This is a genomic window from Salibacterium halotolerans (assembly GCF_900115625.1).
GTDB classification, from domain to species: Bacteria; Bacillota; Bacilli; order Bacillales; family Marinococcaceae; genus Salibacterium; species Salibacterium halotolerans.
The window spans coordinates 80,984-100,157 of sequence record NZ_FOXD01000002.1 but is presented as its reverse complement, the minus strand read 5'-3'; the positions used below and the strand labels follow the sequence as shown (position 1 = coordinate 100,157).

Below are 19,174 nucleotides of genomic sequence, written 5' to 3'. Positions count from 1 at the left end.
TGTTATCCATTTTCGCTTCGTTCTACTATCTCCACTTCCGTCTGCATCGTAATACCGTACCGTTCCTGTACCGTATGCTGCACATGTTTGATGATGGCCGTAACATCCGTTGCTTCAGCGTTATCGACATTGACGATAAAATTGGCGTGCTGCTCTGAAATACGGGCTCCTCCGTGGCGGTATCCTTTCAGTCCTGACTGTTCAATCAATGCTCCTGCATGATCGGGAAGAGGATTACGAAATACACTGCCCGCGCACGGATAATTCCAGGGCTGGGTGTTTCGGCGGTAATCTTTATGTTTTTTCATTTCCTCTACCACCACCTCTTTATCCCCTTCCCGAAGCGCCAGCACTGCTTCACAAACCACTGCCCGTTCTTTCTGGAGAATGGAAGTGCGGTAGGAAAACGCCAGTTCTTCGTTTGTAAGACACACAAGGCTCCCGTCCGGGTAGAGAACATGGGCTTTCACGACAATATCTGACATATCGGATCCGTGCGCACCGGCATTCATAAATACAGCGCCGCCGACTGTTCCCGGAATGCCGCCGGCAAACTCAAGACCGGAGTATCCTTTTTTGCTCAGAATCGTGGCCAGTTTAATGAAGGAGAAACCGGCCCCTGCCCGAATCTGCATTTCTTCTTCTTCCATGTATTCCATGTTCCTGCCCAGTTTGATGACGACTCCTTCAATGCCGGAGTCATCAACCAGCAGGTTTGATCCTCTTCCCACCGCCCGCCACGGTACATTCCGCGCAGTGATAATATTCATGGCCTTCTGCAGTGCTTTTATTCCTTCCGGTTCAATGAGAATATCCGCCGGACCGCCGATTTTCCAGGTTGTATGTTTGGACAAAGGTTCTTTCCAGGCCGTTCTTCCAATATCAGCCTCCTGCAGCTCCCGAAACACTTCTTCCATCATTTGTCATCCTTCCTTTCGTACCCGGCGGGGTGCATCAATTGCTGCATGATACGGAAGATATCGGCAGCAGCATTCGGCGCGGCGAGTGTCAGTGCAGCTTCATGCATCGTTTCCCATTTTTTTTCATCGGATAGAACGGCATCTGTCTCACGTAAAAGCGCCGGACCATTCCAACTGCTTTCCTTATAAACAATAGCGCCGCCTGCACGCTCCAGTGATTCCGCGTTTTTTTCCTGATGGTTGTTTGTAACATACGGGCTTGGTATGAGAATGGACGGAACACCGAGTGCTGTAATTTCGGCAAGCGTCGTTGCTCCCGCTCTTGATATCAATAGATCTGTAAACGCCAGTACCTCAGGCATCACATGAATAAATGGCTGAATGATGACATTATCCGGGTTACCGGCTTTTTTTGTTTCTTCTATCACTTTATCATAATGAACCTGTCCCGTAACATACAGATACTGCCATTCTTTTTGACCTGCTTCCGGAAGAGCTTCCAAAAATGCTTCATTTATCGGTTTTGCTCCCCGGCTTCCGCCTACAATGAGAACCGTTTTTTTGTTTGGATCCAGACCAAGACCGGGAAGCGGATTTTTTGTCCGCGGTCCCGATACTTCCGACGCACGAGGATTTCCTGTGAAGCGTACTTTGGAAGCAGGGAAATAAGCGGCAGAATCCTTAAAGGATACGGCAATGTTATCAACGAACCGGCTGAGAAATTTATTCGTCAGACCGGGAATGCTGTTCTGCTCATGAATGACGGTGGGAATATCCAGCCTGGAGGCGGCAAATACAACCGGACCGGCCACGTACCCGCCGGTTCCGATGACAATATCGGCACCAAAGGATGTCAGCATCTGCTTCGCCTTTTTTGTTCCTCTCCAGAAACGCCATATTGTTCTTGCATTTTTCCAGCTTAAGCTGCGTTGAAATCCGCTGATGGTGATCGTTTCAAAACGAGTTCCCGAACGGGGGACAATATCACTTTCAAGTCCGTGCTCCGTCCCTATATAAAGGCATTCACTGCCTGGTTCCAGACGCTCTATTTCCTTGATAAGAGCAAGGGCCGGATAAATATGGCCGCCGGTCCCCCCGCCTGTTACAACAACTTTCATCTTAATCCTCCCATATCCCCTTTTAATCGTATGATGTCCGGTGCTTTGTGATATTTAATAGAATGCCGCCTGCTGCCAGTAAGAGAGTAAGCGAAGAACCGCCATAACTGAGAAAAGGCAGTGTGATACCCGTAACCGGAAACAAACCGGTCACAACACCGACATTAATCAGCACCTGTATAAAAATCATACCGCAGATGCCGGATGCAAGCAGTGCGCCGAACATATCCGGCACTGTCATAGCAGCGGCGAGACCTCTCCACAGAAACACCCCGAATAATACAAGCACAAATCCAGCGCCGATGAATCCTGTTTCTTCCGCCAAAATGGCGAAAATGAAATCGGTCTGCGGCTCCGGCAGGTAATAATATTTCTGACGGCTGCCGCCAAAACCAAGGCCGAATAGTCCACCCGGCCCAACCGCGTAAAGAGACTGGATAATTTGAAACCCTGTCCCGAGAGGATCCGACCATGGATCAAGAAATGATGTAATCCGCTGCAGACGGTAAGGAGCGGAAACAATCAATGCCGCCAGACCAACAGCTCCGGCACCGCCCAGTATAAAAAAATGCCTGATTCTCGCGCCTGCCGCAAATAACAACACAAAGCATGTCCCCGTCATCACAGCACCGGTACCAAGGTCAGGCTGCATCATAATCAGTCCAAACGCTGCGAAAATAAGAATGAGTACCGGCAGGAGCCCCTTGGTAAAGGAAGTGATTCGTTTCTGATGACGGGTCAGATAAAAAGCGAGATACATAATCATCCCGAGTTTCATAAATTCAGACGGCTGGATGGAAAAGGCTCCTACACCTATCCAACTTCTCGCCCCCCCGCGCACCATTCCTATACCAGGTATAAGAACGAGCACCAGCAGTATGAAACAACCGATCAAGAGAACCGGTGACCAGCGCTGCCACAACCGGTAATCCGTCCGGCTCAGCACGACCATGGCCGCCAGTCCGGCTGCCATAAAAAGGAACTGCCGCTTCAAAAAATAATAAGGATCCTGCATGGCATCTTCTCCGAGAGCCGTTCCTGCACTGTAAACCATGAGTAACCCTATGATCAGCAGACAACAGAGGGAACACAGCAGTATTTTATCAACGGGCTGCACATGTTTTTTCACAACGGCCACCTCTTTACATGGAAAAGTCTTTTTCCATTATTCATATGCCGGGTGAAATGGAACATGCCTTCCTGATTTCTGCGTTACCTGGGTGCATCTAATGATTGAACAGCTTGGATAAATGTATCTCCCCGTTCTTCAAACGTCTGGAACTGATCCCAGCTCGCACACGCCGGCGAAAGAAGAAATACATCTTTTTCGTCAGTAAGTAAAAACCCCTTCTCTACCGCTTCTTCCAGGGTATCGGCAAAATGCCATGATTCCATACCTGCTTTTTTGGCCGCCTCTGCCAGTTTCTCCCGGCTTTCTCCGTAAAATACAGCCGCTTTTGTCTTTTGCAGGGAAGGAATAAGCGCATCAAAGGAATTCCCCCGGTCCAAGCCTCCTGCAAGCAGTACCACCGGAGCTTCAAACGCTGCTACCGCTTTTTGGGCGGATAGTATATTCGTTGACTTGGAGTCATTGTACACGTCCCGCTTATGAACACGGCCTACAAACTGCAACCGGTGTTCCACTCCCTGAAAATGACGCAGAACCGTTCGTACAGCATCTGGCTCTGCGCCGTTAAGCATCGCGCAGGCAATGGCTGCCAGCATATTCTCCTGGTTATGACGGCCCGGGAGTGATGCTTCGTCCGCAGAAAGGATGGGAGTATCACGGAACCAGTACCACCCATTTTGGATAAAGGCTCCCTTTGTGGTCCATCCATTGACGGAAAACGGAACAAGATCGGCATTGGACTGCTCTGCGATGGCGGACACTACAGGGTCCTCCGCATTGTATACCGTAGCATCCGACGCTGTTAGATTCGCAAAAATCTTTGCTTTGGACTGCTGATAATCATCCCTCGTCCCGTGGTAATCCAAATGGGCATCCACAATATTCAAAAGCACCGCTGTCCGGGGATGAAATTCTGCAGTACCTTTCAACTGAAAACTGGATACTTCTGTAACCATGACTTCACCCGGCTGGACAAGCGGAGCTGTCTCACAGGCAACCCGCCCAATGTTACCCGCTGCATAAGATGAAACACTGCTTTTTAGAAGCATCTCATGAATCAGTGTCGTTGTCGTTGTTTTTCCGTTGGAGCCGGTGACAGCGGCAATACTGCCGCCGCACACCATACCGGCCAGTTCGATTTCTGTTACAATAGGCAGACCTTTCTCGAGAGCGCGGCGGATAATAGGGGTATCGTAACGGATCCCCGGATTTTTTACGACATACTCGATACCTTCATCCATAATATGTAAGGGGTGACTCCCTGAAACAACGTCGATTCCCTTCTCTTCCAGTTCTTTTGCTTCCTTCGTTCCCGACATATCTTTTGCTTCATTGACAGTTACAGATGCTTCAAGTTCGTTTAAAAGGCGGGCAGCGGCCATTCCACTTTTGGCGAGTCCGATAACCAGTACTTTTTTACCCTTAAACCATTGTGTATTTCTCATATCCACACCTCAATATAAATGCCGGCCACCGCGCATACAGCTGCGGCGGTCCAAAACGTGACGACAACGCGCCATTCAGACCAACCGGATAATTCAAAATGATGGTGAAGGGGGCTCATTTTAAACAATCGTTTCCCTCTCCACTTGTAGAAAAACACCTGCAGGATAACGGACAAGGTTTCCATGACAAAAACAAATCCGATAATCACAAGCAGCAGTTCCAGTTTTGTAATAATGGAAAGAGCTGCCAATCCGCCTCCCAGTGCCAGAGATCCAGTATCTCCCATGAACACTTTCGCGGGATGAGCATTAAATACGAGAAACCCAAGCACTGCCCCGGCTGTCGTTGCGGCAAATACTGCGGCATCCGTCATTTCGGCATGCCATGCCAGTACGGCAAACGCGCCGAAAGCAACAGCTCCTGTTCCCGCCAACAGGCCATCCAGACCATCTGTCAGGTTCACAGCGTTGGAAGAACCGACAAGCATAACGACAACGAGCAGGAAATAGAACCATCCGGCTTCAAGAGACCATGATGTACCGGGGACCACAATTTCTGTACTGAATGAACTGTCATGTAATACACCGAAAAAAATGATCGCGATCAGAATCTGTCCTGCCAGTTTTTGACGCGATGTCAGACCGAGATTTCGTTTTTTCGTTATTTTTATATAATCATCGACAAATCCTACCACACCGAAGCCGATGGTAACTAAAAGCAGGAGAAACGTGTTGGTGGACCACGACAGAACTATTCCCTGAATGATAATGGACGAAGCAAGAATCGACATTAATATCATAATTCCGCCCATCGTGGGGGTCCCGCCCTTTTTCATGTGACTCTCCGGACCTTCCGTCCTGATACTCTGCCCGAATTTCAGCCGTTTCAGGAGGGGGATGGTAAGCGGTGAAAAGATGACTGTCAGCAGAAAGGCCGTGATAACGCCGGCAGTAATAGCAGCAACCATGTTACCTGCCCCCTTTTCTGTTCCACTTATGGACGGCTGTTTCGGCTTCCAGACGGTCGTCAAAATCAAGAACATCTTTGCCGACCACCTGATACGATTCATGCCCTTTTCCGGCAATAATTACGGCATCCCCGCGGTCAGCCCGCTTAATCACCCATTCAATCGCTTCTCTCCGATCGGGGATAATGGAAACATGATCCATTCCAGCTGCGCCTTCTGCCATCTGCTCCAAAATCACATTCGGATCTTCCGAACGCGGATTGTCGGAGGTGAATACAGCATAATCGGCCAGCGTTGCAGCAATTCTTCCCATTTCCGGACGCTTGGCGGTATCCCGGTCTCCGCCGCAGCCCACAACGACATACATCTTACCGGCAGTCATTTCCGCGGCGGTTTGAAGCACATTTTCAAGGCTGTCCGGAGTGTGGGCGTAATCAACGATGACAGCAAAAGGCTGACCGGCATCCACTGGTTCAAACCTTCCCGGAACGCTTTTCATGTCCGACAGGGCACCGGCAATGTTTTGGAGCTCCACTCCTTCTGCGAGGCAGGCAGCAGCGGCGGCAAGGGCATTATATATGCTAAACCTGCCGGCTGCCGGGAGATAAACGTCCGCGCTGCCAAATGGCGTCTGCATCTGAAACGACGTTCCCGCGGGCGATATGACGAGCTGTTCCGCTTTAATATCAGCAGGCTGCTCGATCCCATACGTAAGAACCGGAGCCGCCGTCATTTTTTTATAGTCTTCTGAAGCCTCGTCATCCGCGTTCAGAACCGCTGTCTGTTTTTCTCCATCATAAGTATTGCCAAGTTGGGAAAACAAGAGACCCTTGGCCTGTTTGTAAGCTTCCATCGTCTTATGATAATCCAGGTGCTCCGCGGTCAGATTGGTGAATACGGCCGTATTGAAAGCAGATCCTCTGACACGGCCGAGATCCAGGGCATGAGAGGACACTTCCATTGTGCAGACGTTAATTCCTGCTTCAGCCATTTGATGGAATGTCTGCTGGAGAACGAGGGATTCGGGGGTGGTGTTTCCGGCATCGTAAATGTCGTATCCGATTTTTGTATACATAGTGCCGATCATGCCGGTTTTCTGTCCGGTTTTTTGAAATATGTGCTCCATAAAGTGGGTGGTCGTCGTTTTTCCGTTTGTTCCTGTCACTCCGATGAGGCGGAAAGAACGGGTCGGATGGTTATAAAAAACCGAGCTGATAACGGCCATGGCAAGCTTTGTATCAGGTACGACAACCTGCACAAGATCAAGATTAAGTTCTTCTTCTGTGATAACAGCCGCTGCACCTTTTTTTGCTGCTTCCTCTGCGAAATCGTGGCCGTCGACGGTGTAACCCCGCACGCAAAAAAATAATCCTCCCGATTCCACCGTGCGGGAGTCCATATGCAGCGAATGAATACCCGGATTATCTTCTGTATTCTGTTGTTTTACTGGAAGATGGGATATCAAGTTGTGTAAAGTTTTCATTTTCGAATTCTCTCCTGAAGCGATATTCAAGCTTAAGTTTTTCGTGTTTTTGTGCACTTCATCTATTCTAATCGGAAGAGGTTGATTTGTCATCCAGGTAAAGCCGGATAACGCCTCCTTCTTTGATTTTTTCTCCCGGCTGCGGCGATTGCGCTGCAACGATATTTCCTTCTCCTTCTTTTTCGATCTGGAAAGGATAATAGGCCTGATGCAGTTGCTTTAGTGATTTGCCGGTCACATCCGGTGTTTCCACAAGGGTCTCATCGTCCCACTGCTTATCTTTTTCAACCTGATTGGTCCGTTTTTCCACTCCCATGACAGAAAGGCTGTCGGATATGATGGTGCCGACAATCGGAGCCGCAACAACACCTCCAAACTGAAGGGTGTCTTTTGGGTTGTCTATGGCTGTATATACAACAATTTCCGGATCATCGGCAGGAGCGAAACCAATGAAAGAAACAATGTGGTTATTTTCCAGGTATTTTCCGTCCACCGCCTTCTGAGCCGTGCCGGTTTTTCCGCCTATTCGCCAACCGTCCACAAATGCTCCGCGTCCGGTCCCCTTTGCCACCACATGTTCCAGTGCATAGCGGACTTTTTTTGATGTTTCTTCTGAAATGACTTTTTCTTTCGCCTTCGGGGTTCTGGAAGAAATGACTTTTCCGGATTCCGGGTCGATCCATTTCTTTCCGATAAAGGGCCGGTACAGTGTCCCTCCGTTCACCGCGGCTGCTACCGCAGTAACCTGTTGAATTGGTGTAACCGAAACCCCCTGCCCAAACGAAGTTGTCGCCAGTTCAAGAGGTCCGACGTTTTCCGGGTCAAACAGGATACCGGTGCCTTCCCCCTGCAGATCGATGCCTGTTTCTTTACCAAAGCCAAATTGATCAATATAATCAAAGAGAATGTCTTTACCGAGTTTCTCACCCATCGCTACAAATCCAGGGTTGCAGGAGTTCTGCACGACTTCCAGATACGTCTGCTCACCGTGCCCGCCTTTTTTCCAGCAGTGGAGTTTTGTACCGCTTACTTCGATGTAACCCGGATCATTAAAATGGTCATTCTCAAGATCTACCATGTTTTCTTCCAGTGCGGCAGCCAGTGTTATAATTTTAAAGGTAGAGCCAGGTTCATACTGGGACCATACCGGCTTATTCTGGTTATACACTTCAGGGGGGACGTCCCGGAAATTTTCCGGATTAAAATCGGGTCTGCTGCTCATCCCGAGTATTTCACCGGAATCGGGATCCATCGCGATAGCAAGGGCTCCGTCAGGCTGATAGAGGGCTTCCGCTGCATCAAGCTCACGCTCGATTATGGACTGTACATCGGCATCAATGGTAAGCATCAGATCTTTTCCCGGCTCCGGTTTTTCATAGACTTCAGCCATGTTCTCCAGTTTTTGTCCTTTCGCATCGGAAAAAAAAGATACGTTCCCTCTTTCTCCACTCAGCTGCTCGTCATAATACTTCTCCAACCCCGTCAGTCCCTGGTTGTCAATACCGGCAAATCCGAGAACGTGGGACAGGTACGATCCTTTCGGATAGTGACGGCGGCTGTCTTCAGCAATATAAATGCCTTCAATGCCGAGACTCCGCACCTTTGATGCTTTTTCCTTATTGATCTTCCGGCCCTCCGGAGAAAGACGTACAAGCGACTGATTTTCAGTAAGCCAGTCATGCACTTTATCCTCGGGAGCTCCAAGTACTTCTGCCAGGCGGGCGGCGGCCTGCTCCGGTTCTTCTATCTGCTGCGGGGCTGCCAGCACGGAAGGAGCGCTGACATTGCCTGCCAGAACTTCTTTATCCCGGTCCAGAATGTCGCCCCGCTCTGCTTCAAACGGTACGTCCCTGCTCCAGGAATCCTGGGCAAGTTCCGTGAGGCGTTCGCCCATCGAAAACTGTACAAAAGCAAGCCGCAGCAAAAGAATGACAACAGCTGCCGCGCCGGCAGCAAGTATAAAGAAGAGACGTTTTCTCACCGTTACAAACGATACGCGCATGTCCGATCCACCACCATAAGGTTGATATGTAGTATCAGCTTATGATGGTTCCGCGTCTTTCAGAACAGCACGTCTCTCTCATTCCCTCTGCTGCTGTTCTTCGTCCCCGCTGCTTGTTGTTTCCTCCTGGGAGGGGTCTTTTTTCAGTTCCACTGTTAAATAGTCTTCTTTCTGAATTTGTGCTCCAGCTTCGATACTCTGCTGCGTTACATAACCAGAGCCGACATAATCAAGCTCCAGTCCGGTAAACATGCTGAGGCGTTTCACATTCCGCAGCGACCATCCGCTGATATCAGGCATTTCTGCTTTACCGTCTGTCTTAAGAAATACTTTATCTCCTATGATAAGCGGCTCACCTTTCGCGGGATACTGACTTTTTATCGTATTTCCACTGCCGATAATGACGGGGCGCAGCCCATTCTTCTCCAGGCGGGATACCGCTTTATCCAACGATTTCCCGCTGTAGCTCTCTGCTTTCATTCCTTCTTCTTCATACACCTTCTCTTCTTCCACATCTTCAGGCGCCAGATTCAGATACGAGAGGCTTTGTTTCATGACAGGCCTGAATATCTGGGAGACAGGCGCCGACCCTGCTTCTGTCGGTTCAAGTTCCGGCCGGTCGACAGCCACATACACGATAATACTCGGGTCATCGGCAGGAGCCATACCCATAAAGGAGAAAATGTTTTTATTTTGACCGCTTAAATAGCCGGGACTGTCCGGATCGTTAATCTGGGCTGTTCCTGTTTTACCCGCAATATTTATACCGTCTATCTGAAACGGCTGTCCTGTTCCTTCCTCGGAAGTGACGACCTGTCTCATGTGCTTTCTCACCTTTGCCGCGGTTGACTCGCTGATCGGAGAGCCGGCAGATTCGGGAACAGCTTCATAAGAGTATTCTTCTTTGCTCTGATCATACATGTCTTTAACAACATACGGTTTCATCATCGTTCCGTCATTGGCAATGGCCGTTGCTGCCTGAACCTGCTGAATCGGGGTGACGGCACTGGACTGTCCAAAACCGGTGATCGCAGTATTTAGATCTGTCGGTTCTGCCAGCAGACTGTCCGCTTCATTTGGAAGGTCAATACCCGTCGGTTCGGAAAAGCCAAAATCCTTTAAGTACTGAAAAAAGGTTTCGGGTCCGAGTTTTTCAAGGGCAACTTTGGCAAAAGCAACGTTCGAGGACCGGCGGAATCCTTCATCATAGGTGATTTTTCCCCATCCTTCCCCGTTGTTATGATCTCCAATCGTTCTCGATCCAACGGTATAGGTTCCGGACTGATACGTCTCACTGCCGTTATATACACCTTCTTCTATAGCTGCTGCAAGGGTGAACATTTTCATGGTGGACCCTGGTTCAAACCGGTCCGATACCGCGTAATTCGTGTAATTGGTAATGGATTGATACTCATTTGGGTTAAAACTGGGCCGGTTCCCCATCCCGAGTATTTCTCCTGTTTCTGCGTTGGCGACAATGGCTGTCATTTTATTTGGGTTATACTTTTCATTCACTTCCGTCATAGCTTGTTCCAGCACCGTCTGAATATTGGAGTCGAGGGTGAGGTGGACATTGTCCCCGTTCTTTGGTTCATTCACCGTCTCGTTCATATTCCACAGCGGCACACCTTTTCTATTTTGTTTATAGGTGACTGAGCCGTCCGAAGAACTTAGTGCATCATTCAGTTCAAGTTCCAACCCCATTTTAGGCTGCATGTTGCGTTCCGTATAACCAAGAACGTGGGAGGCAAACATTTGATTCGGGTAATAGCGTTTCGGTTCCGTACGGAAATGAATACCTTCCAGATCGAGCTGTTCAATTTCCTGCTTCTTCGAGAGACTTAAATACCTGGAATCGGATCCCAGTTCAATCTGAAATTTCCCTTCTTCTCTCCCCTCCTCCAGCATCGACTGAAGTTCTGACTTCTCCAATCCAATCAATGGGGCTAGTTTTTCCGCTGTTTTTTCCACATTTTTCACATGTCCCTCGTACTCTTCATCCAGCACAGCAAAAGCTGTGTAAGACTGAACTTCTTCGGCCAGGGGTTCCCCGTTCCGGTCATAGATGGTTCCCCGCTCCCCTTCCAGAGTCTGAGTTGTTGTCCAGTGGGACTCTGCCATCTCAGCGAGATTCTGTCCCCCCACTTCTTTATTCACCTGAACATAAACCATACGCCCTGTGAATACGAGGAAAAACAGCACAACGCCTCCAAACAGGATGAAGGCACGGATCACCATTCTTTTGCGTTCGTTGTTCATCGCTTCACCACCTTTATCCCTGTACACACGATAAGGGAGGCCTGCTCCGGGCCTCCCTCCCTTTTTTCATGCGGGTACCTCTTCAGGATCCGGATCCCTGAATCACTTTTACCTGTTTATCATTCAGTTCCATTCCAAGTTCATCTTTCGCGTAATGCATAATCCTTTCCGGGGCACTCAATTCGGCAATTTCCTGCTCCAGGCTCTGGTTCGTTTCTGTCTGCTCGCTGATGGACTGGTTCAAACCGGCAATCTCCTGCTGCTGTACATAAATGCCGGCATAATTTGAAATGAGAATCACACACGCGGCAACAAAAGCTGCAAGCATTGCCATGACAATAACCTTTTCGCCCTTTGTGACTTTTCCGGGGACGTGATGCGTCCTTATTTCTTTATGTACCGTTCTTTCGGTCTGCTGCTGTTTTTGCATCTTCCGGGCCAGATTATCCAACAGAATCCCCCCTCATCTTTTTCTCTGCAATCCGCAGTTTAGCTGAATGGGCTCGATTGTTCGCCTGTAATTCCGCGTCATCGGCGGTGATTGGTTTTTTTGTAATCAATTCCAGTTCCGGTTCCATTCCTTCCGGGATAACCGGCAGGCCTTTCGGAAGATCCGGAAGGGTACTCTTTTCCTTAAATATCCGCTTACAGATTTTATCTTCCAGGGAGTGAAAAGTGATGACACATAACCTCCCTCCGGGCTGCAGCAATTTACACGCATGGCGGAGTGTGGCTTCAAATACGTTAAGTTCGTCGTTGACGGCAATCCGCAAAGCCTGAAAAGTTCGTTTGGAGGGGTGTCCGCCCGTTCTGCGGGCAGGGGCAGGGATGCCCTCCTTGATACATTCATTTAATTCATACGTCGTGTGTATCGGTGTTTGTTTCCGTCGTTCTTCGATCTTGCGTGCTATCTGTTTGGCGAACTTCTCTTCCCCGTATTTGGCAATGATTTCGTAAAGTTTCTGAAAGCTCCACTCATTGACGATGATGTCAGCTGTCAGTTCGGTGCGCTTGTCCATTCTCATATCCAGAGGAGCATCAAAACGATAACTGAATCCTCTTGTTGGTTCATCAAACTGCGGGGAGGAGACGCCAAGGTCAAACAGGATACCATCCATACCAGGAACGTCTTCCTGCTCCGCCACATTCGGAAGGGCACTGAAATTATCATGAATAAAGGTAATGCGCTCTTTGAAAGGGGCGAGTCTCTCTTTTGCATGCTTTAACGCTGTTTCATCCTGTTCAAAAGCATACAACCTCCCACTTTCTCCAAGTTCTGCCGCGATGCGTTCGCTATGTCCGCCGGCGCCGAGCGTGCAGTCGGCATACATTCCCGATGGATGCACAGCAAGGCCACCTACGGCTTCTTCCAACAAAACAGTGTCATGACGGAATGTCTCCAAAAACGTTCCTCCTTTCTTTTCAGGCTGATACAACCATCCACTTTTGTATTAAAAATCAAAATCAACAATATTTTCTGCAATGTCCGAGAATGACTCACGGGATTCTTCAAAGTATACTTCCCACTTTTCCCGGCTCCAGACTTCCACCCTTGTGGAAACGCCGATTACTACACACTCTTTTTGAATACCGGCATAGCGGCGCAGCGTAGAAGGGATACTCACCCTCCCCTGTTTATCCAGTTCACATTCCGCTGCTCCGGAAAAAAAGAAACGTGTAAAGGCTCTGGCATCTTTTTTCGTGAAAGGAAGGGACTTCAGACGACTCTCCAGACGTTCCCACTCTTCCATTGGATAGATAAACAGGCATTCATCCATTCCTCTGGTCATGACAAACGTCTCTCCAAGCCCGTCTCTAAAGCGGGAGGGGATAATCATTCTTCCTTTGTCATCTACATTATGATGATGTTCGCCCATAAACATTGAACATCCATCTCCCTCCACTTTCTAACTATAACGTACCACATTCCCCCACTTTATACCACGGCTGTTTTAAAATTTTTTACCGACAAAAAAAATCCCCTTCTTTATGAAGGGGAAGAAAATCCGCCACAGGACGCATGATTCTTCTTGTTTTTTACATCTTTATTAAATGATGACGCATATGGTTTAACGTTAGAATCTTTATCAGATCCAATACAAAATCACTTCCGTACTCATTCAGAAAAAACAGCACATTATACACCCGTTCCTGCGGACGGCCAAAAGGCAGAAGCAGCAGCCCGGCTCTGTTTATCCGGTTGATACGTTCTTCCTCCTGCTCCTCCTGATGACGGTTGATCCTCCCGGCAAACGCCCGGATTTCCTGCTCGATGATTTTCCAGTTCGTCTCCCCGTAACTCTTCTCAGAAGGAGCGATACTTTCCCAGGCTGACCTCATATCCTCATGATAAGGCCGGATCTGCTGCAGCAGTTCTTCACCGAGACCACGGCCGTCAATGGTTACCGCGTTTTCCCGAATCTGCTCGACATATGTTTTTGAACCGCGGCGCAGCAAGGCTTTTGCAGAAAGATTTTCCTTATTCAGCGCAGCCTGGACACTTCTCGGAAGAATCGTCCCTTCTATCCGGGGTATGACAGGAGGTACGAACCGGTCGAACTGATGAAACAACGGCTTTAGAACCGACCAGTAATTGATTTCACCCGGCCCTCCCACGTAAGCAAGCACCGGAAGCAGCATATCCTGAAAAAGCGGTCTTGTCAGCGCATCCGTACTGAAGTTTTCCGGACAGTTGACCGCTTCTTCTCTGAGTGAGACACGCGAAAAATGAAGACGTCCGTTTTTGTCGGAGAAATGAGCCGCTCCTTCTTTATAAAGAAGGATGCGGTTCGGGTGGTGATAGAAGAAATGGGAACTGTTCTCCTGAAAACCGTCCGGCCGGCCGTATGCTGTATTTTCCCGGTTCAAAAGCCCCCGTTTCAAAGCCTCCCCCACCGTATCGTTTTCATCAATCAGACGTTGAAACATAGATGACTCCAGGCTGCGAATCCCCGGGTCCGAGGCATCCATCAAAATCAGCCCGCTTCCGCTGAACAACCAATGTATCACCTTCGCAAAAAAGTCAGACACGGACTCAGACGAGCCGGCCATTTGCTTAAACACTCCATATAACTCTTTCGTATGTGGTGTTTCGTGGAGGAGAGAGGTGATTTCTTTCCACCATACTTCAAAGGCTTCCTGGTCCAGATGTTGACGAGAAACCGGATATCCCGGTTCCATTTCTCCCTGGTATGCTATTTTGGACGGTGCGGTGTCACCAGGAAGGTAAATGTGGTTGATTTCTTCCCAGTCGTGATCTTCACCAGCGATCCAGAATACCGGCAGCACAGGTTTCTGCAGCCGTCTTTCTTTTTCTTCTGCTTCTATCAATACCGTTGCAGCCTTGTATATCGTATACAACGGTCCAGTCAGAAGTCCCGCCTGCTGCCCGGTGATGACGGCAGTAGACTCCGGATCTTTAAGTTTTTCGAGCTGTTCAAGGGTGGCGCGTCCGCAGCCGTGTTTTTGATTGTATGTATACAGAACGTTGTACAATTCTTTGCGCTTGAAGCGTTTGGAGGTTACTTCCTGAAAGCGCTGCTTCATATCTTCATCCGACAGGCTGTAGTCAAAAAAAGCAAGCGCGCGGTCACTGTGTTTTATGTAATCTTCCACGAAAGACTGCTGATGAAATGGGGGGTGTGTTTCTGCCTGCATTGTGTTCCAACCTTTCCGGTTCCGCATACTATTTCTGATGTTCAGACTATCATGTTCGTTCATCCAAGAAAAGTAGAAAGCAGACTGGTCCCCAATAGATAAAAACAAAGGAGAAGATAAACGCAGAAGTAAAGAAAGAAAGTGAAACGCCAGATTCCTTTCAAGAGACGTTTACATTCAATATCGTGCATGGTTCTGTAATGAATGATGGTAAAAACCACCGCTGTAAGCAGTATAATAACAATGAGCAGCCATACATAGGAATCGCCGGTGATTTGATGTAAAAGAAGAGCTGCAGCGGCGATAAACAGTACTGCTGTACTGTCTGACGCCCTCCGAAGTGCTTTTCCTTTATTCTTGGTTGTTTTGACGACACTGATATAAACAAGATACCATACAGCAGGCGGAAAGGTGAGCAGCATTGTTCCAATAGCAGCCAGGAAATCGATCAACGTTCTTCCAACTTTCTTTATATGTAAGTACGCTCTTTGCCAGCATATAAAAATTAAAAGCTGTTGGCAATCATTTATTCTATTTGAATATTAAAAGAATTACGCCTATTCCATAACAGAACATTCATTTCCAAAACAAGCCGGTTTTATAGTAAAATGAAGAGAACCGTTTTATAAGGAGGATGTATATGACACAGCCGGAAATAAAACGACTGCTTGTGAATTTTAAAACGCTTGAAGAATTTCAGAATTTCAAGGAAGTCGGCGTTCAGGAACTTTCCATGAAAGAAGAACTCCAGGACAATATTATTGAAAATGACAGCGAGTCTCCTTTCTACGGCATATACTATGGAGACCGTCTGGTAGCACGTATGTGTTTATATAAAATCGACGCCAAATTTGATTTTTATTTTGAACCGCCGCAGGACTATCTCGAGCTGTGGAAACTGGAAGTTCTGGAGCCGTACCGCGACCGTGGATTCGGCGAAGCCCTCGTCAACTATGCCAAGTCATTTAATCTTCCGGTCAAAACAAACGCCCGCCAGCGTTCCGATTACTTCTGGGAAAAAATGGGCTTTGAGAACGTCACGTATCACCCGGAACGGGACCGCGGCGAGAATCCATATGTATGGTATCCGGAAGGCGTGGAAGCGCAGGAACAGGCTCCTGTGCAGTCGGATATGACTCCTCCGGAATAACAAAAAGGGGCTGTACAAAAATGGCAGTCCCCTCTTTCAATATTATATTACAGGCCGCCTTTAAGGCGGCATTTTATTAACTGCTGTCTTCCACATTGTTTTCAGGCAGGGAGGACAGCGTTCCTTCCGACAGCGCTCTTGCTTTATCCATCACATCCATGAGCGCTTTATAATCCTGCCGGAGCTGCATGAAATCCTTTTTAACCTGTTCGAGTTCCTCTTCCAGCTTTTTATTCTCCGCCTCGATCGCTTCTTTTTTCGCTGCCATCTCTTTCCCGTCATCCCCGCGCCCTTCCAGCACACCAGAGAGGTCTTTCAGAAAAGATATGGTATCCTGAAGCTGCTCTTTTATCCATTCTCCATTATCTTTTTCTCCACCCGGTTCAACCGGTTCCTGTTCCTGCTGCCCATCTTCCTCTGCATATGGATGTGTAAAAGCTGTACTTTCTTTTTTCTCTTCACTATCTTCGCTGCGCCGCATTTTCGCTAATTCTATTGCTTTCTCATATTTTTTTCGAATGCAGGCGTTCCACCTGAATCCGCACGCCGCAGCGGTGCGGGATAATTTTTCTGCTGCTTCCTGAAAAGCCGCAAGCTGGGTACTCCCTTCTCTTACGTGCCGGAGCACAATTTCTGCAAGCATAATATCATCATCTGTGGACCACGCGTCCTGCCGGAAACCCGTCATGTTTTATCCCTCCGTTCTTTTGTTTCATTTCTATGAACATCATCTGAAAGATAGAATCGTTCTATCAAACGATTATATCCCAATCTGTCTGTTTTTATTCCCAAAGAGACGAGAGGGTTTTCCGGCTCGCAGCCTTTTGCTTTTCCGGCGCACTAAAAAAGCTGTCCACCGAATATTTCGGTAAACAGCTTCTTCACACCATGATCAGTTCTTTTCCACTACGGTTTCTCCTTTGTAGGAACCGCAGTTTCTGCAGATACGGTGGGATAATTTCATTTCTCCACAATCCGGGCACTCCACCATGCCTTTAATGGTTAGGTTTTTGTGCGTGCGGCGTTTATTCTTACGGGTGCTGGACGAACGTCTAGGTTGTACTGCCATTAGTCACACCTCCTTTTAGGTATTTCGGTTCCCATGTGAAACGAATGCCTCTGCCCTGGTGCTTATTTGTCAAAATACCTGGCTAAATCGGCCATTCGTGGATCGATATCGTTTTCTCCCTTTTCTTTACTTTCCGCTGCCTCTTCTTCCGTAATAATATCCCAGTCTTTCCCGTTTTGGGGTGCCGGTGACTCTGTTTCATCGATATCATCGGCAAACACCTGCATCGGAATTTCCACCAAAATATTTTCTTTTACGTAAGGAAGCAGATCCACATAACCATTCTCCGGCTCGTGCAGATGAATGTCTTCTTCATCAGCAGGCATTCCATCCAGACGGAAACTTTCCGTCATCAGAATATTAAATGGATAGTTGACATCTGCAAGTGTGCGGGCACATGGAAGTACCATCGATCCTTTCAGGCGGACGTGGAAGGTAACGGTTTCTCCTGCGAAATCTCCTCTTCCGGATACCTGTACCGGACTTATATCACGCAGTTCCCGGTCCCGGTCTATCAGTTCACTGACATTGGCCGTCGATTCGATTTCCAGTCCTTCGCCCTTTTTCGCTAAAAGTTGTTGAATACTCCATCTCATTGGGTATCACCTCTGGACAACAAGAGTTATTATATCCACCATGAACCTATTTGTCAATGTTTTTTCTTTACATTATACTGTAATCAATGAAGAATAACCACCACCGGTTCTACCGCTGTACCACCGGTTGGAAAAAGGAGCGAACACGGCATGAAAGCTGTCGGTCTGATCGTTGAATACAATCCTTTTCACAATGGGCACTATTACCACCTCCAGACTTCCAGAGAAGCTGCTGATGCAGATGTCGTTATCTGTGTCATGAGCGGCTACTTTCTGCAGCGCGGAGAGCCGGCTCTCCTTCCAAGGCGCGAGCGGACTGAGATGGCGCTGCAGGGCGGAGCGGACCTTGTCGTAGAGCTTCCGTACATATTCTCGAGTCAGCATGCGGATTGGTTTGCCAGAGGCGCTGTTTCCATTCTGGACCAACTGGGTGCCGGCTCCGTCTGTTTTGGCAGCGAGCAGGGGAGTATCGAACCATTTTTAAATCTGTTCGATTTCCTTCAAGCCCGGCGCACCGAATACGGGCGCCGCATCAGAGAATACAGCAGCCTCGGTTACAGCTTCCCGAAAGCGGCCTCGCTTTCGTTTCAGCATATGGCTCCCGGAGCGCACCTTCCCGACTTGTCGCAGCCAAACAATATTCTCGGTTACTTCTACACCAAAGCTGTGAATGAACTCGGCAGCTCGATGCGTCTGCAGACGATTCAGCGTATGACGGCAGGCTACCATGACGATCAGCTTTCCGGAACGGACATTTCAAGCGCTACCAGCATCCGCCGGCGGCTGATCGGGAACACGGGAGCGCCGGAGACAGTGGAGCAGGCTCTTCCTGCTCCAGCTTACCGGTACCTCCGAAACTATCTACACTCTGGTTCCCCGCTTTTTGAATGGGAGAAGTATTTTCCTTATCTACAGGCTAAAGCGTTGACTCTTCCTGCTTCCTGGCTGGAAGAAATATATGAAGCAGAAGAAGGACTTCACCACCGGATGCAGTCTGTGATGAAACGAAACAGCACGTTCCATGAGTTCATGCATGCATTTAAGACAAAACGGTACACGTGGACAAGACTTCAGCGTTTTGCAACGCATGTTCTTACCGGAACTTCCAAAGCGGAAGCCGCCGCTGCCATGGAAACCGGACAGGCTGACCACATCCGTCTTCTCGGAATGAACAAGACAGGACAGGCCTATCTGAATACCATCAAAAAGCAGGTGGATATACCCATGATTTCCTCTCTGCCCAAAGATAAAACCCCTCAGCAGAAACTGGACGAAAAAGCGGCGGCAGCTTACTATCTTCCGCTTCCGCCCGACGAGCGGAGAGACAGATGGCGCTCAGAGTATGAACAACCGCCGCTTTTTTTCGAAAGCTGAGTGG

At 48.5% G+C, this 19,174-nt stretch carries 18 protein-coding genes; 2 read left to right on the top strand and 16 right to left on the bottom strand.

What is annotated here, in order from left to right:
• Positions 1-2: 2 nt before the first annotated feature.
• The 13 genes from murB to BM124_RS01795 all read right to left on the bottom strand — a co-directional run bounded on the left by murB (position 3) and on the right by BM124_RS01795 (position 15,433).
• On the bottom strand, positions 3-917 hold the full coding sequence (gene murB, locus BM124_RS01855) for a UDP-N-acetylmuramate dehydrogenase (RefSeq protein ID WP_093335161.1): 915 nt from the start codon (positions 915-917) through the stop codon (positions 3-5).
• A complete protein-coding gene (murG, locus tag BM124_RS01850) occupies positions 917-2,038 on the bottom strand; it encodes an undecaprenyldiphospho-muramoylpentapeptide beta-N-acetylglucosaminyltransferase (protein ID WP_093334955.1) in 1,122 nt (373 codons plus the stop codon). The genes murB and murG overlap by 1 nt, the downstream gene beginning before the upstream one ends.
• A gap of 22 nt (positions 2,039-2,060) precedes the next feature.
• A complete protein-coding gene (spoVE, locus tag BM124_RS01845; protein WP_093334954.1) occupies positions 2,061-3,167 on the bottom strand; it encodes a stage V sporulation protein E in 1,107 nt (368 codons plus the stop codon).
• 83 nt (positions 3,168-3,250) lie between these two features.
• Positions 3,251-4,612 carry a UDP-N-acetylmuramoyl-L-alanine--D-glutamate ligase gene (gene murD / locus BM124_RS01840; protein ID WP_093334953.1) on the bottom strand — a complete coding sequence of 454 codons (1,362 nt, stop codon included), beginning with the start codon at positions 4,610-4,612 and terminating at the stop codon, positions 3,251-3,253.
• The gene (mraY, locus tag BM124_RS01835; protein WP_093334952.1) at positions 4,609-5,580 is read right to left on the bottom strand and encodes a phospho-N-acetylmuramoyl-pentapeptide-transferase; all 972 of its coding nucleotides are present in this window, start codon (positions 5,578-5,580) and stop codon (positions 4,609-4,611) included. Before mraY ends, murD begins: the two co-directional genes overlap by 4 nt.
• 1 nt (position 5,581) lies before the next feature.
• Positions 5,582-7,063 (bottom strand): UDP-N-acetylmuramoyl-L-alanyl-D-glutamate--2,6-diaminopimelate ligase, encoded by a 1,482-nt coding sequence (locus BM124_RS01830; protein ID WP_093335160.1) that lies wholly within the window; start codon positions 7,061-7,063, stop codon positions 5,582-5,584.
• A 67-nt stretch (positions 7,064-7,130) separates the two neighbouring features.
• The gene (locus tag BM124_RS01825) at positions 7,131-9,065 is read right to left on the bottom strand and encodes a stage V sporulation protein D (RefSeq protein WP_093334951.1); all 1,935 of its coding nucleotides are present in this window, start codon (positions 9,063-9,065) and stop codon (positions 7,131-7,133) included.
• 78 nt (positions 9,066-9,143) lie between these two features.
• Entirely contained in the window at positions 9,144-11,324 is a 2,181-nt protein-coding gene (locus BM124_RS01820) for a penicillin-binding protein (protein WP_093334950.1), read from the bottom strand.
• Positions 11,325-11,406: 82 nt separating this feature from the next.
• On the bottom strand, positions 11,407-11,775 hold the full coding sequence (gene ftsL / locus BM124_RS01815; protein ID WP_093334949.1) for a cell division protein FtsL: 369 nt from the start codon (positions 11,773-11,775) through the stop codon (positions 11,407-11,409).
• Positions 11,768-12,727: a 16S rRNA (cytosine(1402)-N(4))-methyltransferase RsmH gene (gene rsmH / locus BM124_RS01810; protein ID WP_093334948.1), complete on the bottom strand. Its 960-nt coding sequence runs from the start codon at positions 12,725-12,727 to the stop codon at positions 11,768-11,770. Before rsmH ends, ftsL begins: the two co-directional genes overlap by 8 nt.
• A gap of 48 nt (positions 12,728-12,775) precedes the next feature.
• A complete protein-coding gene (gene mraZ, locus BM124_RS01805) occupies positions 12,776-13,207 on the bottom strand; it encodes a division/cell wall cluster transcriptional repressor MraZ (protein ID WP_090925523.1) in 432 nt (143 codons plus the stop codon).
• A 154-nt stretch (positions 13,208-13,361) separates the two neighbouring features.
• Entirely contained in the window at positions 13,362-14,981 is a 1,620-nt protein-coding gene (gene bshC / locus BM124_RS01800) for a bacillithiol biosynthesis cysteine-adding enzyme BshC (RefSeq protein WP_212634930.1), read from the bottom strand.
• A gap of 59 nt (positions 14,982-15,040) precedes the next feature.
• Positions 15,041-15,433, bottom strand: coding sequence for a DUF3397 domain-containing protein (locus BM124_RS01795; protein ID WP_093334946.1), 393 nt, complete (start codon positions 15,431-15,433; stop codon positions 15,041-15,043).
• Positions 15,434-15,621: 188 nt separating this feature from the next.
• Here BM124_RS01795 and BM124_RS01790 point away from each other — a divergent pair, with 188 nt between their 5' ends.
• Positions 15,622-16,131 carry an N-acetyltransferase gene (locus BM124_RS01790; RefSeq protein WP_093334945.1) on the top strand — a complete coding sequence of 170 codons (510 nt, stop codon included), beginning with the start codon at positions 15,622-15,624 and terminating at the stop codon, positions 16,129-16,131.
• 76 nt (positions 16,132-16,207) lie between these two features.
• Here the strand turns inward: BM124_RS01790 and BM124_RS01785 are convergent, their stop codons facing one another.
• The 3 genes from BM124_RS01785 to BM124_RS01775 all read right to left on the bottom strand — a co-directional run bounded on the left by BM124_RS01785 (position 16,208) and on the right by BM124_RS01775 (position 17,796).
• A complete protein-coding gene (locus BM124_RS01785) occupies positions 16,208-16,819 on the bottom strand; it encodes a hypothetical protein (RefSeq protein ID WP_093334944.1) in 612 nt (203 codons plus the stop codon).
• Between the two features lie 204 nt (positions 16,820-17,023).
• Positions 17,024-17,200: a 50S ribosomal protein L32 gene (gene rpmF, locus BM124_RS01780; protein ID WP_093334943.1), complete on the bottom strand. Its 177-nt coding sequence runs from the start codon at positions 17,198-17,200 to the stop codon at positions 17,024-17,026.
• 62 nt (positions 17,201-17,262) lie between these two features.
• Complete coding sequence (locus tag BM124_RS01775) at positions 17,263-17,796, bottom strand: YceD family protein (protein WP_093334942.1); 534 nt, start codon at positions 17,794-17,796, stop codon at positions 17,263-17,265.
• A gap of 150 nt (positions 17,797-17,946) precedes the next feature.
• Between BM124_RS01775 and BM124_RS01770 the strand changes: the two genes are divergently transcribed.
• On the top strand, positions 17,947-19,170 hold the full coding sequence (locus BM124_RS01770) for a nucleotidyltransferase (RefSeq protein WP_093334941.1): 1,224 nt from the start codon (positions 17,947-17,949) through the stop codon (positions 19,168-19,170).
• Positions 19,171-19,174: the final 4 nt, after the last annotated feature.

Bases quoted from the DNA above. Each gene is read 5' to 3' on its own strand.
- BM124_RS01775 (WP_093334942.1), bottom strand. From the start codon at position 17,796: ATGAGATGGAGTATTCAACAACTTTTAGCGAAAAAGGGCGAAGGACTG.
- BM124_RS01790 (WP_093334945.1), top strand. From the start codon at position 15,622: ATGACACAGCCGGAAATAAAACGACTGCTTGTGAATTTTAAAACGCTT.
- BM124_RS01825 (WP_093334951.1), bottom strand. From the start codon at position 9,065: ATGCGCGTATCGTTTGTAACGGTGAGAAAACGTCTCTTCTTTATACTT.
- mraY (WP_093334952.1), bottom strand. From the start codon at position 5,580: ATGGTTGCTGCTATTACTGCCGGCGTTATCACGGCCTTTCTGCTGACA.
- BM124_RS01785 (WP_093334944.1), bottom strand. From the start codon at position 16,819: ATGACGGGTTTCCGGCAGGACGCGTGGTCCACAGATGATGATATTATG.
- rpmF (WP_093334943.1), bottom strand. From the start codon at position 17,200: ATGGCAGTACAACCTAGACGTTCGTCCAGCACCCGTAAGAATAAACGC.
- BM124_RS01830 (WP_093335160.1), bottom strand. From the start codon at position 7,063: ATGAAAACTTTACACAACTTGATATCCCATCTTCCAGTAAAACAACAG.
- mraZ (WP_090925523.1), bottom strand. From the start codon at position 13,207: ATGTTTATGGGCGAACATCATCATAATGTAGATGACAAAGGAAGAATG.
- bshC (WP_212634930.1), bottom strand. From the start codon at position 14,981: ATGCAGGCAGAAACACACCCCCCATTTCATCAGCAGTCTTTCGTGGAA.
- murD (WP_093334953.1), bottom strand. From the start codon at position 4,612: ATGAGAAATACACAATGGTTTAAGGGTAAAAAAGTACTGGTTATCGGA.
- murG (WP_093334955.1), bottom strand. From the start codon at position 2,038: ATGAAAGTTGTTGTAACAGGCGGGGGGACCGGCGGCCATATTTATCCG.
- BM124_RS01820 (WP_093334950.1), bottom strand. From the start codon at position 11,324: ATGAACAACGAACGCAAAAGAATGGTGATCCGTGCCTTCATCCTGTTT.
- BM124_RS01770 (WP_093334941.1), top strand. From the start codon at position 17,947: ATGAAAGCTGTCGGTCTGATCGTTGAATACAATCCTTTTCACAATGGG.
- murB (WP_093335161.1), bottom strand. From the start codon at position 917: ATGGAAGAAGTGTTTCGGGAGCTGCAGGAGGCTGATATTGGAAGAACG.